Origin of the sequence: Chryseobacterium potabilaquae (assembly GCF_902728265.1) — a bacterium.
Lineage (GTDB): Bacteria > Bacteroidota > Bacteroidia > Flavobacteriales > Weeksellaceae > Chryseobacterium > Chryseobacterium potabilaquae.
The window spans coordinates 194,748-211,958 of sequence record NZ_CACVBR010000003.1; the positions used below are offsets into that span (position 1 = coordinate 194,748).

Consider the following 17,211-nt stretch of genomic DNA (forward strand, 5'->3'; position numbering starts at 1 on the left):
TAGTCAAAATGAAGATCTCTGTAGTGATCCCAGTCTATAATGCTGAAAAATATGTACAAAAAGCCGTAGAGTCAGCATTACAGTTTAGGGAGGTATCCGAAGTCATTTTAATTGAAGATAAATCTCCGGATAACGCTTTAGAAGTTTGCCGGATTTTAGCAGAAAAATATGATAAAGTAAAGTTTATCCAGCACCCAGATAAAGAAAATCATGGTGCAGGGCCAAGCAGAAATCTGGGAATAGAAAATGCAACCGGAGACTTTATTACATTCCTTGATGCTGATGACTATTATCTTCCAAATCGTTTTGATGCGGAAAAAATATTATTTCAAAATCCAGAAGTAGAAGGTGTATATGGCGGACTTGGAGTACACTATTATTCACAAAAAGCAAAAAAACAATATTATACCGTTTTTGAAGACCGATTATCTACTGTATATAAAGAACATCACCCTAAGGAAGTTTTTCCGGGATTAACTCATATGAGAGGAAGCTTTGGAATTATTACGCTCAATGCGTTGACTATTAGGAAGAGCTCTTTATTAAGTAAAATGAATATCCTTTTTAAGCCGTTACGATTTCACGAAGATACCGAATTTCTATTCCGCCTTTCTTATTATCTACATCTTTATCCTGGGATTTTAAATCAACCTATTGCTATGAGAGGAGTGCATGAAGATAATAGAATTACCGATATTGAAACAAAAAAAATAAAACCTTCTATTACAAGAGTTTTATTGTGGAATGAGGTCTACAATTGGGCCTATCAAGAAAAAACGATGCGCGAGGATTTTAAAATCCATATTAAAAGAATGTATTTAAGTTTTGAAATAGCCAATGCCTCATTTTTAAAAAAAATGTCTATGTTAACTAAATTTGCATTAAAAGACAGTAAAATTATAAGTAAAGGAATTTACAATATAAATTTCAGACCATTTTAAATCAAAAAATAATATACTCGGACAGTAACGTATTTAATTATTAATTTTTAAATTACAACCTTAATCATAAAAAATGAAAGTCTCTGTAATCATACCTGTATATAATGCCGAAAAATACGTGTCCCATGCTGTAGAATCAGCCTTACAATTTGATGAGGTCTATGAAGTTATTTTAATTGAAGACCATTCTCCAGATAATGCTTTACCTATTTGTCAAGCATTATCTGAGAAATATGAAAGAGTAAAATTGTTTCAACATCCGGACAAAGGGAATCATGGCGCCGGCGCCAGCAGGAATCTAGGATTAGAAAATGCAACAGGAGATTTTATAGCTTTTTTAGATGCGGATGATTATTATTTACCCAATCGCTTTAATGCTGAGAAGGAATTATTTAAAGACCCTTCTATAGAGGGAGTATATGGAGCTATTGGTGTTCATTATTATACCGAAAAGGCAAAAAAACAATTTTATTATATTTTTAAAGACCGTCTTACCACCGTTTACAAAAAACATCCTCCTAAAGAAGTTTTTCCTGGGCAGCTTTACCTGAGAGGAAGCTTTGGGCTTTTCACTTTGGATGCTCTTACCATTCGAAGAGAATCTTTAAAAAAATTAAATTACTATTTTAAAGCTCATTTAAAACTGCATCAAGATACCGAATTTCTATTACGCCTTTCCTATTATTTGGACCTCTATGGAGGAATTATAGATCAACCTATTGCCATGAGAGGGGTTCATGAAAATAATAGAATCACTCAGGTTGATACAAAAAAAATAGATCCAGCGACTACAAAACTTTTACTTTGGAAAGAAGTAAATAACTGGGCTCAAAATGAAAAAAACCTCTCTCCTGAAATAAAACTTCATATTGCCCGAATGTACCAAAGTTTTCAAATTGCTATGGCTCCAATGCTAAAAAAATGGATTCTAGTAACAAAATATTTAATCACAGACTACCATAGTATCAGCTCGGGGATATATAATATTAATTTTAGAAAAAGATTATTTTTTTAAAATGTCTGAATGGACAAAAATAGAATCCGCAATCTGTGTTGTTAATATTTTTCCCGATTCTTTGTACATATGATTTCCATCTGTATAAATATAATGATCATACCTCTCTGAAAAATCAAAATAATCTATTTTGTTTTTATCTGCTATCTCTCTCATTTTAACATTAAAATGAGGATAATAAGAATATTCTAGATCAAGCATTTGTTTTGACACCGGAATTCTCACAAGATAAACAGAACCTTTATCCCTAAGAAATTTTATCATTTCCTCTAAATAATGAATTCTATATTGAGATATCTTATGATTCATTATCATAGCTGTATACTCCTTTATTTTTTTTTGCTGCCTTTTGGCAATAGTATCAGACTCTATATTTACGGTCACTTCCATCCATCCATTTTTATGCAAATAAGTTTTAGATTTTATGACCTCTTCTCTATCTCTATAAATATTAAACCAGCTGCTTGTATAATTCTTTAAAAGATATTCATAATTTGGATTCCAATCATAAAAATACATGTCCGCTAATGGTGATATAGATTCTGGATAGATCTCCACATTATTATCACTTATTTCAACTGAAATATTCCATGGGCTAACGGTTAAAATAAAAATTCCGTTTTGAGCATGAGGATTTATTTTCTTCTTTAATGCTTCAAAATAAACCTTTCCATAAGGAGATTCAGCAATATTAAACGCAAAGTTATTGAACTCTCTATTTTTAAATTTTGTGTTTAAAACATCTGGAACAATTGCCTGTGCTCCTCTAGAGTCACCCAAAATTATATTAGAAGGTTTAGCTCCTGTAAAATGCATATAATTATCATCTGTATTACCATCTGCATACGATCCTAGAAATAACAAAACTGTTATTACCCCCATAATATAAAGTGATATTTTTAATAAAAAAATCTTCATATCAGAATTGTTCATAGATAAAGTTACCATTACCAAACACACCGAAATACATAATCATGAATATAAGAAAAAGATACAACACCCGTCTCACTATAGGCGTATATCGACTAATTTCAAAACCATGATCCTGATCTTTATTTAACCAGTCAATTACAATAAGAATACTTATCAATCCCAAAATTTTAACTTTCACGAATTGTGGAATTGAAAAAAATGAAAAACTAAATATTCTCTCGTACATTCCCAACGCATCTGTAAGTGTCGGAGACACAAATAATACAAAAGCAAAACATACGATTAATAAGGTAAGCAAAATATTACCAATCTCTCGAAAAGTAGGAAGTGGCTTAGAGAGCTTTTTCTTCTTATTTAATTTATCGTTCAAGATTAATGGGATATAATAAACTCCATGAAGTAAGCCAAAAAAGATAAAAGTAAATCGAGCTCCATGCCATATTCCAATTAAAGTAAAATTTAAAATAATTGCAGCTATTAGCCCTTTCTTTTCATAATCTCTAAATTGTATAATCAAAGGAGTAAACACATATTCTGTAAGCCAAGATGTAAGTGAAATATGCCATTTACGCCAAAACTCAGCAATATTTTGAGCAAAAAGAGGAAATGCAAAATTTTTAGTTATTTTAATACCTAAAAGCTTCGCAAAACCAATCGCCATATCAGAATATCCGGAAAAATCTGCATAAATTTCAAATAGAAAAAGAATAATTCCAAAAGCTATAGTACCTCCAGAAAGGTGTTCATAATTTTGAAATATATTTTGTGTAATAGGTGTAATACTATTTGCGATCACCAATTTTTTAAAAGCTCCCCAGAGAATTTGCCTTGCAGCATCAGCTCCGTTTTCAAAAGTGAAAACTCTTTCTTTTCTCAACTGAGGAAGTAGTAAGCCTCCTTTATCAATAGGTCCGGAAGTCATACTCGGAAAAAAAGCTACGTAATTAAAAAATACCAATATATCATTCTCTGGTTTTAGTTTTTTGTTTTTAATATCCAAAAAATAACTTATTATTCTAAAAGTATAAAAACTAATACCTAAGGGTAAAATGATATTTAAGGTAAATTTATTATTAATATGAAATAAATCTGCAAAGGAATTAATAAAAAAGTTAAAATATTTAAAATAAAAAAGTGTTCCTATGGCCAAGATTAGGCCTATATTCAGAAAAAAGCTTTTCTTTTTTCCTTCGGATCCTCCAATTTTAATCCCTAAAAAATAAGATATTCCTGACGCAGCTATAAGAAGCGCTAAAAATTTCCAATCCCAACATCCATAGAAAAAATAACTAGCTGCTAACAATAAAATATTTTGCTGCTTTACATTTCTTTGGAATACAAACCAATAAAGTCCAAAAACCAGGGTGAAAAATAGGATAAAAGCAATCGAAGTAAACTGCATTAGTCTTAATTATAATTCAAATTATTTTAATAATGTGATGCATCCAAAAAAACATGATTCCCATTAAAATGTTTCCCTCCATTTATACATAGATCGATAACATTTGAAATATCCTTACTTTCTAAGTTTTCTTTCAACGGATAAGCTGAAAGTATCGTTTCTTTCATTCTTTCATCCATATTTTTATGAAAATCAGTAGGAATAAAAGAGGGTGAAATAGAATTACAGGTAATTCCAAACTTTACATTTTCTACAGCCCAGCTCTTGCTCATCTGAAGTAGGTAAGCTTTATTAGAATTATACACAGAAGTTCCCATTGCAGGTGAAGCAAGAGAAGAGGAAAGAATATTGATAATCCTGCCTTCTTTTTTTTTGCGAAATACTTTTATACTCTCCTGGGTAATTTGTAACGTAGGTATAATATTATTCTGAAAGTCGGTAAGAAATTTATTAGCATCTGTTTTATGAAAATAAGTATCTATAAAAGTCCCATTATAGTAATTATTTATGAGGATATCCGGATCAAAAACTTCGATTTCTCTCAAAAAAGTACTTAGCTGAGATTCAGAAGTGAAATCTACCTGAAAGGCTTTTGCATTCTTAAATTGAGTCATAATTTCCTCTGCAGATTCCTGAGAATGGCAATAAGTAAATAATACCTCATACCCTTTTCTCAGTAAAAATAGATTAATTTCCTTACCTATCCCAGATGAACCTCCTGTCAAAATTACTTTATTCATGATAATTCTTTTATTTGAACTTTTCCTGAAGCAACCGTTTCTTTGTTACTATTAATAAACTTAAATTTAAAAGTATTTACTTGTACCGCCTCCGATTGATCATCAACAATCGCCTCAAAATCTAAAACATCATCCAAGTAAACCGGTTTTTTAAAATTAATATTTTGGGTAATAATCATCACATCTTCTGTAGGCAAAAGCTCTCCAATAAAGTAAGAAATGAAGCCATTAAGTATATTTCCATGCATTACTTTCGATTTGAACCCCTTATTCTGTGCAAACTCCTCATTCACATGTAATGAATTATGATCCTTAAAAAGAGTAATGAACCCGTTATATACATGACTATCAACCTTAAATTGATGCTGAAATTTTTGATTGAGCTGAAGCTTCATTATTTTTTTGTTACTATACAATCAATCATTTCTCCGACATTTTGCCAACTTTGAATTTCTGAAGAAGTAAATCTTACTCCGAAATTTTTCTCTACAGCGACAATTAACTGAATATGTGAAAGAGAATCCCATTCCTCAATATCATCAGCTGTAGTCTCAAAACTCAAAATAATATCTTCATTATCTAATTCTTCGTGAAAAATTTTGGTGAGTTTAGTTAAAATTTCATTCTTGTCCATAAAACTATTTTTTTATTTATTCGAAATATATACTTGTTTAGATTGATAATCTTCCACATCTAATACCCATTTTTCCCCGTGTTCCTTAAAGCCTAACCTTTCATAATGATCTTTTACCATTTGATTTTTTGGAGTGGGTATATATTCCCCAATAATATATTTAAATTTATTCGCTTTAGCTACATCTACAATAGTATTTAAAGTAAAATCTTCCATTCCTCTCTTTAAAACCCGGCAGCTCATCAACCAAGTATCCACGAAAAGAATCTCAGGATTTTTCTTTTCTAGCACCACAACACAAATCAATCCGTTGTCTCCATACTTATCTTCTAATGTAAAAGAAATAGTATGATGATCATTTGATGTAATTAAGCGCTCAACTTCTTGTTCAGTATATCGTATTGTTCTTAAATTAAACTGATTTGATCTTTGTGTTAATTGTGAAACCCTTGGTTTTGAAAAACTATCAAACGTTTTCACTTCAGAAACCATATTCATACTTTTAAGAAAATCTTCCACATTCGTAAAGTTCTCCAATTCAACAGCTCTTTTCGCTTCAGTCTGATATTGCTTGGTTCTTTCAGCATCATTTTCCGAAAAACTAGCAGTTTCAAAAAGATTCAAACTATATAAATATTCTAAATATTCTGCAGGGTCTTCGGGCAATTCCGGAACACATACTTCTGGTAGATTTTCTCGAACAAGATTTCTTTCAAAAGGATTATCATCTAAAAATACCATAGAATCAAAACCTATATTGAGTATGCTTTGAATTTGCCTAATATTATCCGCTTTATTCTCCCAGTTAGCAATAAAAACCGCAATATCATCCAACTTTAGAACCATATCAGGATGCTTTTCAAAAGGCTCTTGAGCTTTATCCAGATCATTTTTGCTGCAAACAGCCAATATGACACCTCTTTTTTGCAATGCTTTAACCCATTGTTGAAACTCCGTAAAAGCTTTCCCAATCCCTAAATTTCCGATCTGAATTTTTTCTAGCCCATCATCTCCAATTATTCCTCCCCAAGTCGTATTATCTAAATCTAAGATCAAGCATTTTTTAAACTTCCCTTCTAAAGAAGCCATAATACTTATCATTTGGTGGGCAACTATGGGTAAAACATCTAGCGATAACACCATTTCCGTATTTACATAAATGCTAGGAGAAAACATAAAATTTCGTCCCCATTTATTTTGAATGGACATCAAATCTGCAATGAAAAAATTATCTTTTTCAATAGCTAGTTTTGATGATAAAAGGTAATTAAGTTTATTTTGTTGAAAAATAAATGAAGATTCTACTTTGTTTGCAAAACTTCCAAAGACTTGATTGTTAATAATCGGAAAATTGCAATAGATCACTCTACTTTTTGTTCTATTTTGAATTGTACTGTACAACTCTTCAATATAATCGATTTTGCTCTCCGCAAAGCTTCTCTGAGAATCATATGATTTATAAAATAAGCTTAATAATTTATGGGAAGATTCAAAAATGATGGTATAATCAGGATTAAATTCATAGTATTCTGATGTTGGATCAAGAATTTGTCTAGAAATTTGCCCAAAATCTGATTCAAAAACTTCGATATTATATCCTTCTTCAATAGCTGCTCCTTTTAATGCTATCGCTAAAAACTGAGTTGCGGTATCTCCAAGTAAAGCAATTTTTATATTTTTAAGGCCTTCCGTATTTTTTTTTATATTTTTTTTTAATTCCGAAAACTTTTTATACATACCATTGAATAGTTTTGTAAAAATATGTTACTTTAAAGATAAATAGATATTCTTCACCTTCCCTTTTCACGAAAATTCGCTATACAATATACTTTATACTTTGGAAACCCGTATTGTTTTTAAACATGATGTATCCAAATTTTTTAAGATAATTGTATTATATAAACTCCTTTCATTACAACCATTATTATAATAGCCCAATATTTGAAATAGCATATTTCATCTATTCCTTCCTTTGGCAAGAAATGGATGAAACATACTATTTATACAAAAGTATAGGAAAGAAAAAATATTTTTAAGAAGATACATCAGTTTTATTTTACAAAAACTCCGACATATTTACCTTCAAATTCAACTACTGTTGTTTTAATATTATTTTTTTCACAGAAATCTTGATAAGCAGAATTGTCACCAATATCATCACTGATAAAAACCCCACCCTCTCTTAAATGTTTATATAATTCATTATAAGCCCAATAACGTCCATTATAGCTCTTATCTGAATCATAATGCACAACATCAAAAGTTGAATTTTCTTCAAAAATCTTTGGTAAAGATTCTTTATCAGCAAAACGGAACAACTTCCATGATTTTTTTAGATTATCCGGTACCACATAACCTACATATTGATCTCCATCTTGATCTAAATAGGGCATATCTGAACTATATAAAGTTCCTTCTCTATTTTTTAAGGATAACAACATCGCTAAAGAAGACCATCCATACGCAACCCCTGTTTCTATGACATTTTTTGCATGGGTGAATTCGCAAGCATAATATATCAATTCAAGAGCTCCTGCTCCTCCCATCTTAATGGGGCATTCGCTTTCATTTTTTTGAGCTTTTTCCAGAACTTCATCAAAGGTTCTCCTGAACTCTGTAGCATCTTTTCCAAAAAGCTTCATCACGGCCTCCTGTTGCGAAATAGACTCAGAAGCGGCCCACAGACCGGTTTTCTCTTTACCTTTAAAGGCATTTCCTCTATTAATTGTATTTTTTATTATTTTTCGGGATAACTCGGGATAAAGGTTGGGCCTTTTAATATATGCTAAAAAAACCTTAGCAACCCTAACAATTTCATTCATTTGTTGTATTTGTAATTTAAAATGACTACGTAAAAATAAGATTTTTTATCTAACTTAGTAAAAAAATTATCTTTGTAAAACAATTGAAGAATTTAAATTTAGAATAATACTTTATGAATTTTTTTGAAACGCTTCAAAGAAAAAAACAAATTTCACTTCTTAAAAGACATCCAAATGTTTTTTTTAGAAATCTCAGATTAGGCATAGAAAATCGTTTTATTCTGCATAAAGATTTAAAAAATTTGACTATGGGAGATTCTATATCATTCAGGAATTTTATCCACATTCTGGTTGAGCGAAACGCTACACTACAAATAGGTGATAATTTCTTTATGAATAATTTTTGTTCTATCAATTGTCTTGAAAGTATAACCATTGGTGAGAATACACTATTTGGTGAGAATGTGAAACTATACGATCACAACCACTCTTATGAAACGTATCCGAAATATAAAGTATCCCATTGTAAATTCAATACAGCGCCAATAAAAATTGGGAAAAATTGTTGGCTTGGAAGTAATGTTACAGTCTTAAAAGGTGTTTCTATTGGAGATAATTGTATTATTGGTGCAGGATGTATTATTTATAAAGATGTTCCGGAGAATACAATGGTTTTGGATCAACAAGAATTAATTTTTAAGAAACGTCAATGAAATTTTCTGTCCTTATAGCTCATTATAATAATGCTGCTTATTTTAAAAACTGTTATGATCATTTATTAAAACAAACTTATCCCAATTGGGAAGCAATCATCGTGGATGATGCATCTTCAGAAGAAGAAAAAGAAATATTAAAGAACATCATAAAAGGAGATCATAGATTTACTCTTTATGAAAATGCTCAAAATTCAGGAGTAGGCATTACTAAAAAAAAGTTAATTGAACTTTCTACTGGTGATATTTGTGGATTTGTTGATCCTGATGATGCTATCCTTCCCACCGCTATTGAAAAATGCATTAAAGTTTTTAAGGCAAAAAAAGATGTTGCCCTTACCTATTCAAAATTTATAATGTGTGATGAACACCTTAATCCCATTTCTCCATTTAGATCGGCTATGCAAGTTATTAATAACTATCCCTATTTTTTCAACTTCCCAATTCAAGTAGGACATTTTGCAGCCTTTAGAAAAAATATTTATCTTGAAACAGAAGGAATGAATTCTGATCTTAAAATAGCAGAAGATCAAGATCTCTATTTAAAAATATATGAAAAAGGGAAATTTCATTTCATAAATGATGCGAATTATCTTTACCGACAACATTCTGGAGGAATCTCTCAAAATGATAATAAAAAAAGATCATACGATTACTTTGCAAAGGTAATTTTCAATACCATGAAACGGCGTAATCTCACCATGATAAATGGAAAAAAAATACCAGATCATTACACCACTTTTGAAGAGATATTTCAATTACTTGAATATCAAAATAAACTTCCTTTTAGAATAAAGAAAAAAATCATTATTACCTTTCAAAAAATTTTCGGATAAAGTGACAACAAATACAAAAAAAATAAAAATTTTATTCAGGCATCGTTCAATGGAAATGGGGGGAGTGGAAAAAGTTCTATTAAGTATTCTTAATAATATCAATCCCAATATATTTGATATGACTGTTTGCCTTACTCTCAATCAAGGTGAATTACGGAACGAATTCCCTTCACATGTTAAGAAAATATATCTTACTGATGGAAAAGAAAACTTTTCAAAAAATTCTATTCTGAGAAAAATACAACTTATCAGCCGAAGAATAAAATTGAAAAGGTTAGACAAAAATCGTCATATTATTGATAAGATTATTAATGATACTTTCGATATTGAAATCGGAATGGATTATAGAGATTATGACGCAGTACTAAATTCAACCAATAAAAATTCAAAAAAAATTGGTTGGTCTCATTCAGAAATCAACGTTCCGAAATTAAAACCTCTTGTTCCTTATATTCTAAATAGCTTTCCAAAATTTGATCATATCATTTATTGTTCCGTTAGAATTAAAGAGATGATGCACCATTATCATCCTGAGCTTAAATACCCTCCGGAAAGTATTATTATCAATGCAATACCTATTGAAGAAATCAAAAAGAAGGCAGGAGAAAAAATAGATGCATTTCCATCTGTGCCTACCTTTGTATCAATAGGAAGACTCCATACCCGAAAAGGATTTCATAAATTAATTGATGCTCATACACAATTAATGAAGGAAGGATTAATTCATCACATTATTATATTGGGAGATGGTGAAGAACGAGAAAACTTACAAAGCCAAATCCGTTCTAATGGGGTAGAGAATAGCTTTATTTTAGCAGGGAATAAAATGAATCCATATCCTTATATTAAAAACGCTGATTACTTTATATTGCCATCAGAATCAGAAGCTTGGCCTTTGGTTATTGCAGAAGCTCTCATTTTACAAAAACCCATCATTGCGACTAATGTTGGAGACATTGGAATGATGATTAAAGATAGAGAGACCGGCTACCTTATCAATTATGATACGACTGAAATGTATCATGCCATGAAAGAATTCATAAGCAATCAAGAGCTCACAACACATATTAGGGAAAAATTGAAAAATATAGAATCTCAATTTGATAATAAAAAGATTTTTGATGAAATAGAGCAAACCCTCATTAATTTAGCAAAAAAATAATTATGATATTCCTATATCGTGTAATACTAAAAATACATACTACCTACCAACTTATGATTCAGAGAATTTATCTCAAAATCTGCATCAAAAAGGGATTAAAAGTGGGAAAAGATGTTCGCTTTGTGGAAGTTCCCCAGTTTGGAACTGAACCTTTTTTAATTGAAATCGGCGATGAAACCACATTTTCTAATAATGTAAGATTCATAAATCATGATGGAGGATATAATGCACTCCATTTCTTTAAAAAATATGAAGATGTAAGAGCATTTGGAAGAATAAAAATTGGAAAACAATGTCTCATCGGAGCAGATACCACCATCATGTTGGGGGTAGAAATGGAGGACAATTGCGTGTTAGGAGCCGGATCAATTTTGACGACATCTATGCCAAAAGGCACGGTTTATGCAGGAGTTCCGGCAAGATTTGTCTGTACCATTGAAGAATATGGTGATAAGGCATTAAAAAACAATGTAATGTATCCTCGAGAACTTGAACTCAATAGATCAAAATTGGAAGCTTATATAAAAGAGCATCTTCCTCATACCTATAAACCTATTAAAAAATAAATGACAATAAAAAAGAAAATCCTTATTCGTATTGGCTCTCTCCGCCATGGAGGTGCAGAAAAAGCATTGATTAACTTTTTGAAAAATATCCCATCTGATAAATATGACATTGACTTATTAATCAATTTATATTCAGGGCAATATATTCAAGAAGTTCCTTCTTGGGTAAACTTGCATTATTTATTAAAGGGGGAAATGATAACAACCAATAGATTACAGGATATTCCCGTAAAAGCATTTCGTGTATTGTATCAGAAAATGTTTATATGGTTCCCTTCTCTTCTTTATGGCAGAATATTGAAAAAGAAAAAATATGATATAGAAATTGGAGCCATCCATGGTATGTATAAAGAAATTCTTTCGAGTCCTATTAAAAGTTCAAAAAAAATAATTTGGGTACAAAACGACATATTTAGTTTAAAAGAATACCCTCCTGAAGTGGTGCTACAATTCTTTAATTTTGATAAAATCCTTGTGATTTCCAACAAATTGGAAGAAGAAATGATGAAGCTTACAAAAAATGATTCTCAAAGAGAAAAATTGGTCAAGATTTATAATCCTATAGATAAAAGTGATACCCTCAATAAGGCCAATGAACCCATTAATGATATGCCTTTTGAAAATAGTCATTTACCCACATTTGTATCTATTGGAACTGTGTATCCACAAAAAGGATACGACAGGCTATTGAATATTCATAAAAAATTATTAGATGAGGGTTTACAACATAATCTCATCATTATTGGAGATGGATATGATTTCGATAGTATTCAAGCATTATTAGACAAATTAAGCCTACAAGAAACCGCTAAAATGCTAGGCTATCGAAGTAATCCCTATCCCTATCTGAAGAAATCAGATTTTTATATTATGTCTTCTCGCCATGAAGGTTTTCCTACCATTATTGCAGAGGCACTTATTCTAAATAAACCTATTTCAGCGACTGATATTTCAGGAATTAAAGATCTTTTACAAGATGGAAAGCTGGGGATTATTACTCAAAACTCCGAAGATGGAATTTATACCGGCATGAAAAAATTCATTATTGAAAAAGACCTTGCCAAACATTATGAAGAACAAATAAAATCTACCGAGCTTCCATTTGTGTTGGAAAAATCCGTTAAGCATCTACAGGAAATAATTGATAACGCCTAAAGAGTATTCCGTTATGTCAGATTATTCTATAATTCAAAAAGATCTTTATCGTGAAAGCGGAAAATGGCTTTCAACAGTTGAGATATGGAGGAAATGTTTCAATCCAAATCTTCATTTTGTATATATCCTCAGAAAGGCCCAAAAACATAACAAAAAAAATATGTTAGGATTTTTTTGGAAATTAGTATTAAGAAGATACCAAATAAAGTATGGATTTCAAATTTATCCAGAGACAACAATAGGGGAAGGGCTCTATCTTGGGCACTGGGGATGTTTGGTTATCAATCCAAAAGCAAAAATTGGGAAAAACTGTAATATTGCACAAGGGGTAACCATTGGCCAACAAAACCGAGGAAAAAAAACAGGTTCTCCTATTATCAATGATGAAGTCTGGATTGGCGCAAACGCTGTAATTGTTGGAAATGTTACTATTGGTAAAAATGTATTAATCGCTCCTAACTCGTATGTTAATTTTGATGTCCCGGAAAACTCAATAGTAACAGGGAACCCCGCTATTGTCTATCCTAATTTAAAAGCTACTGAAGGATATATCAATAACAAAATTTAATTCATGTTATAATTAATTAACAATCAGTTCTTATTTTAGATTTAAGGATATTTTAATTTCCAACATCTTATTTATCGTTGATTTGTTTGTAATTTTATCATAGCCTAATCTACACAATAGTGCAGCGATCTGTATTTTATAATAATTTTACAAGGCATTGTAGTTTTAATTGGGCGTGAATATTAAATTTTGTTAAAAATGTTTCTTTTTTTATCAAAAATTTTATTTTTGCATAATTATTGATTCAATCTATTGAATTTGGAAATAATTTAAACGAAATAAATAATTATAAACCTTAAATTTTATTTTATGTCACAATCGTACGAAGTTATTTTCGAAAACAACAAAAAATGGGTAGAGTCTAAGATTTCAGAAGATCCAAATTTCTTTCATGAATTAGCAAAAACTCAAACACCTGATTATTTATATATCGGATGTTCAGATAGTAGAGCTACAGCGGAAGAATTGATGGGGGCTAAACCTGGAGAAGTATTTGTTCATAGAAACATTGCTAATGTGGTAAACACTTTAGATATGAGTTCAACAACAGTAATCCAATACGCTGTGGAACATCTAAAAGTAAAACACATTATTGTGTGTGGGCATTATAATTGCGGAGGTGTAAAAGCAGCAATGACTCCTCAAGATTTAGGATTACTGAACCCTTGGTTAAGAAACATACGTGATGTTTACAGATTACACCAAGCAGAATTAGATTCTATCACAGATGAAGGTAAACGTTATGACAGACTTGTAGAACTTAACGTTCAAGAGCAGTGCATTAACGTGATCAAAATGGCGTGCGTGCAAGAAAGATACATTTTAGAAGAGTATCCTATTGTTCACGGATGGGTATTTGATCTTAGAACAGGAAAGATTATTGATTTGGAAATCGATTTTGAGAAAACCTTAAAAGACATTCAAAAAATTTACAATCTTACAAGTTCAGATTGGGTAATGAGCAGAAAAACAAAATAGTTTTTCTAAAAAAAAGAGAATGAAATGAAATTCTGGAGCACTATTACATTATTATTTGTCATCAACTTTACAGCACTACCTAGTATTGCTTCAGTTTGTGGCTGGGATATCCTCAGAACAAATATAATAGTGAATGAAGAAGAATCAAACTCTCACCCAACTTCTTTAATTGTTTACGAAAAAACACTTCCAAAAACTTTAGACGTATTTGATTATCTAAAGTTTTCTGAGCCTCAATTACAGGCTAAATCTTTTGTGTTGATAGACGATTCATTTCATCTATCCCCATTTCTCACTATCTATTCTCCTCCTCCAGAAGCTGATCCTATTTTTTATTAATGTTATGATATTTGATTCATTAGAGAATGAATACAAATACTTTAAATAAAATTTTCAATCTTTATATAATTGACAAATTAAAAAGTCAGTTATATTACAGCATTTTTCACAAACATCATGAAAAACACATCATTATTTGGAGGAATAAAGGAAAACTTCCCTTCAGGACTCGTTGTATTCTTAGTTGCACTTCCACTCTGTTTAGGAATTGCATTGGCTTCCGGAGCACCTCCTTTATCCGGCGTTATTGCAGGTATTGTAGGCGGATTAGTAGTAGGATTTATAAGCAATTCAAACATCTCTGTTTCCGGTCCTGCAGCAGGGCTTACTGCTATTGTTTTAACTGCTATTACAGATTTAGGAGCTTTTGAACTTTTTCTTTGTGCAGGTATCATTGCAGGACTTATCCAGTTAATTCTAGGATTTATAAGAGCCGGTAGTATATCCAATTACTTTCCTAATAATGTTATCGAAGGAATGCTTGCAGCAATAGGTATCATTATTATCTTAAAACAAATCCCCCACGCGTTGGGATTTGATAAAGACTATGAAGGTCATGAATCTTTTTTTGACAACGGTTTTAACTTCAATTATTTTACACAGTTATTTGCTGCAATTCACCCTGGGGCTATTATTGTAACAATTGTTTCCATCGTAATTCTTCTAGCTTGGGATAAAGTTCCGGCATTAAAAAGAATGAAAATTCTACCTGGAGCTTTGGTTGCGGTTGTCACCGGAATTTTATTAAATGAAGTTTTCAAAATAACAGGAAGTAGACTAGCCATTGGTAAAGAACATTTAGTGGTACTACCCGTTCCTAAATCCTTTGAAGATTTCAAAAGCTTAGTTACAATGCCTGATTTCAATGGTCTTACAAACCCAAAAGTTTGGATTGTAGGTGCTACTATAGCTATTGTAGCTTCTATCGAGACATTACTATGTATTGAAGCTTCTGATAGACTTGATAAGCAACGAAGAATTACAGATACAAACCTAGAACTTAAAGCTCAAGGAATAGGAAACTTAGTAAGTTCTTTTATTGGAGGACTACCAATGACCTCTGTAGTAGTTAGAAGTTCGGCAAATGCAAATGCAGGAGCAACATCAAAACTATCTGCAATAATTCACGGCGTTTTATTATTAATTTGTGTTCTTACAATTCCAGTAATTTTAAATTTAATACCATTAGCAACGCTGGCTGCAGTATTAATTCTTGTAGGCTACAAATTGGCAAAACCAGCTACATTTAAGCATTTTTGGCATTTAGGAAAATTTCAATTTATTCCTTTTGTAGCTACAGTAGTGGCTGTAGTTGCTACCGATCTATTGAAAGGTGTGGGGATTGGCCTCGCCATTTCTGTCTTTTACATTCTTCAAGGAAATATGAAACGTGCCTATTACTTAAGTCGAGAAAAATTAAATGACGCTGATGGGATCACCATTAAGCTAGCCGAAGAGGTATCATTTCTAAATAAAGCAGCAATAAAAAAAACATTGAAAAATATTAAACCTAATTCTTCGGTAACCATTGACGCGAGAAATACCTCTTATATAGCGACTGATGTTCTTGAAATGATTCAAGATTTTGCTAATATTCGAGCAAAAGAAGAAGATATTGATGTTGAACTTTTAGGCTTTAAAACATCATATAGAGATTATGAAAAAGATGAGGATTCACATATCCTAATAACTCATAAAAGAGCCATGTAGTGCATAAAAGCATTAAGTAAAGATTGCAAATTTTATTAAAAAGGCCTTGGAATATTACTCCAAGGCCTTTTTAAATACACATTCGTATTATTTTCCATTAAAAGCAGACATCGTATTATTAACTCCTGCAAACACAAATGAAAGACAAGCCTTAGCAAACTTATCAAGTCTTTCAGGAAGTCTTTCCGACTCTTCTTCGTTCCAAGTTCCCAAAACATAATCGACCTGTCTACCTTCGGCAAACTCAGCAGAAATTCCAAATCGAAGACGGGTATAATTTTGAGTTTGTAAAACTTCATTGATATTTTTAAGTCCATTGTGACCCGCATCAGAACCTTTCATTTTCATTCGCAAAGTCCCAAATGGTAATGCTAAATCATCGGTTATAACCAAAATATTTTCTAAAGGTATATTTTCTTTTTGCATCCAATATTTCACCGCATTACCCGAAAGATTCATATAAGTATCCGGCTTTAATACAAAAACTTTTCTTCCTTTATATTTTCCTTCTGCCATCCACCCAAAATTAGTAGTATTAAATGATGCTTCTAGCAAATCCGCTATTTTATCTGCTACCTTAAATCCCACATTATGCCGAGTATTTTCGTATTCAGAGCCTTTATTACCCAATCCAATAATTAGATACTTCATTAGAATTTTTTTACAAAATTAAGACTAAAAAACTAAAAACTCAATTCTTTAAAGAATTGAGTTTTTAGTTTTTTTATAATGATATATTATTATAACGGTTTATATA

At 31.1% G+C, this 17,211-nt stretch carries 19 protein-coding genes; 11 read left to right on the forward strand and 8 right to left on the reverse strand.

Going from position 1 to position 17,211, the window contains the following annotated elements; genetic code table 11:
- Positions 1-8: 8 nt before the first annotated feature.
- Both CHRY9293_RS03440 and CHRY9293_RS03445 read left to right on the forward strand, forming a co-directional pair.
- Entirely contained in the window at positions 9-941 is a 933-nt protein-coding gene (locus CHRY9293_RS03440; protein WP_162031597.1) for a glycosyltransferase family 2 protein, read from the forward strand.
- Between the two features lie 73 nt (positions 942-1,014).
- On the forward strand, positions 1,015-1,956 hold the full coding sequence (locus CHRY9293_RS03445) for a glycosyltransferase family 2 protein (RefSeq protein ID WP_162031598.1): 942 nt from the start codon (positions 1,015-1,017) through the stop codon (positions 1,954-1,956).
- Here CHRY9293_RS03445 and CHRY9293_RS03450 read toward each other — a convergent pair.
- The 7 genes from CHRY9293_RS03450 to CHRY9293_RS03480 all read right to left on the reverse strand — a co-directional run bounded on the left by CHRY9293_RS03450 (position 1,945) and on the right by CHRY9293_RS03480 (position 8,487).
- Positions 1,945-2,838, reverse strand: a complete 894-nt coding sequence (locus tag CHRY9293_RS03450; RefSeq protein WP_228455458.1) for a hypothetical protein — start codon at positions 2,836-2,838, stop codon at positions 1,945-1,947. The genes CHRY9293_RS03445 and CHRY9293_RS03450 overlap by 12 nt on opposite strands.
- A gap of 37 nt (positions 2,839-2,875) precedes the next feature.
- Entirely contained in the window at positions 2,876-4,291 is a 1,416-nt protein-coding gene (locus tag CHRY9293_RS03455) for an MBOAT family O-acyltransferase (protein WP_162031600.1), read from the reverse strand.
- A 26-nt stretch (positions 4,292-4,317) separates the two neighbouring features.
- Positions 4,318-5,031 carry an SDR family NAD(P)-dependent oxidoreductase gene (locus tag CHRY9293_RS03460; protein WP_162031601.1) on the reverse strand — a complete coding sequence of 238 codons (714 nt, stop codon included), beginning with the start codon at positions 5,029-5,031 and terminating at the stop codon, positions 4,318-4,320.
- Positions 5,028-5,426 carry a MaoC/PaaZ C-terminal domain-containing protein gene (locus tag CHRY9293_RS03465; RefSeq protein WP_162031602.1) on the reverse strand — a complete coding sequence of 133 codons (399 nt, stop codon included), beginning with the start codon at positions 5,424-5,426 and terminating at the stop codon, positions 5,028-5,030. Before CHRY9293_RS03465 ends, CHRY9293_RS03460 begins: the two co-directional genes overlap by 4 nt.
- On the reverse strand, positions 5,426-5,665 hold the full coding sequence (locus CHRY9293_RS03470; protein WP_162031603.1) for an acyl carrier protein: 240 nt from the start codon (positions 5,663-5,665) through the stop codon (positions 5,426-5,428). Before CHRY9293_RS03470 ends, CHRY9293_RS03465 begins: the two co-directional genes overlap by 1 nt.
- 12 nt (positions 5,666-5,677) lie before the next feature.
- Entirely contained in the window at positions 5,678-7,402 is a 1,725-nt protein-coding gene (locus CHRY9293_RS03475; protein WP_162031604.1) for an HAD-IIIC family phosphatase, read from the reverse strand.
- Between the two features lie 314 nt (positions 7,403-7,716).
- Positions 7,717-8,487: an O-methyltransferase gene (locus tag CHRY9293_RS03480; RefSeq protein ID WP_162031605.1), complete on the reverse strand. Its 771-nt coding sequence runs from the start codon at positions 8,485-8,487 to the stop codon at positions 7,717-7,719.
- Positions 8,488-8,735: 248 nt separating this feature from the next.
- Between CHRY9293_RS03480 and CHRY9293_RS03485 the strand changes: the two genes are divergently transcribed.
- From CHRY9293_RS03485 to CHRY9293_RS03525, 9 genes are all read left to right on the forward strand, one after another.
- Positions 8,736-9,140, forward strand: coding sequence for an acyltransferase (locus tag CHRY9293_RS03485; protein WP_228455459.1), 405 nt, complete (start codon positions 8,736-8,738; stop codon positions 9,138-9,140).
- Complete coding sequence (locus CHRY9293_RS03490; RefSeq protein WP_162031607.1) at positions 9,137-9,976, forward strand: glycosyltransferase family 2 protein; 840 nt, start codon at positions 9,137-9,139, stop codon at positions 9,974-9,976. Before CHRY9293_RS03485 ends, CHRY9293_RS03490 begins: the two co-directional genes overlap by 4 nt.
- A 1-nt stretch (position 9,977) precedes the next feature.
- Positions 9,978-11,138: a glycosyltransferase gene (locus CHRY9293_RS03495; protein ID WP_228455460.1), complete on the forward strand. Its 1,161-nt coding sequence runs from the start codon at positions 9,978-9,980 to the stop codon at positions 11,136-11,138.
- A gap of 2 nt (positions 11,139-11,140) precedes the next feature.
- A complete protein-coding gene (locus CHRY9293_RS03500) occupies positions 11,141-11,704 on the forward strand; it encodes an acyltransferase (protein WP_162031608.1) in 564 nt (187 codons plus the stop codon).
- Entirely contained in the window at positions 11,705-12,859 is a 1,155-nt protein-coding gene (locus CHRY9293_RS03505) for a glycosyltransferase (RefSeq protein WP_162031609.1), read from the forward strand. It begins immediately after the preceding gene.
- Positions 12,860-12,872: 13 nt separating this feature from the next.
- A complete protein-coding gene (locus CHRY9293_RS03510; protein ID WP_122637632.1) occupies positions 12,873-13,427 on the forward strand; it encodes a serine acetyltransferase in 555 nt (184 codons plus the stop codon).
- Between the two features lie 309 nt (positions 13,428-13,736).
- Positions 13,737-14,405: a carbonic anhydrase gene (locus CHRY9293_RS03515; protein ID WP_162031610.1), complete on the forward strand. Its 669-nt coding sequence runs from the start codon at positions 13,737-13,739 to the stop codon at positions 14,403-14,405.
- A 24-nt stretch (positions 14,406-14,429) separates the two neighbouring features.
- Positions 14,430-14,744 (forward strand): hypothetical protein, encoded by a 315-nt coding sequence (locus CHRY9293_RS03520; RefSeq protein WP_162031611.1) that lies wholly within the window; start codon positions 14,430-14,432, stop codon positions 14,742-14,744.
- A gap of 117 nt (positions 14,745-14,861) precedes the next feature.
- Positions 14,862-16,454 (forward strand): SulP family inorganic anion transporter, encoded by a 1,593-nt coding sequence (locus CHRY9293_RS03525; protein WP_162031612.1) that lies wholly within the window; start codon positions 14,862-14,864, stop codon positions 16,452-16,454.
- An 87-nt stretch (positions 16,455-16,541) separates the two neighbouring features.
- Here the strand turns inward: CHRY9293_RS03525 and pth are convergent, their stop codons facing one another.
- On the reverse strand, positions 16,542-17,105 hold the full coding sequence (pth, locus tag CHRY9293_RS03530; RefSeq protein WP_162031613.1) for an aminoacyl-tRNA hydrolase: 564 nt from the start codon (positions 17,103-17,105) through the stop codon (positions 16,542-16,544).
- Positions 17,106-17,211 lie beyond the last annotated feature (106 nt).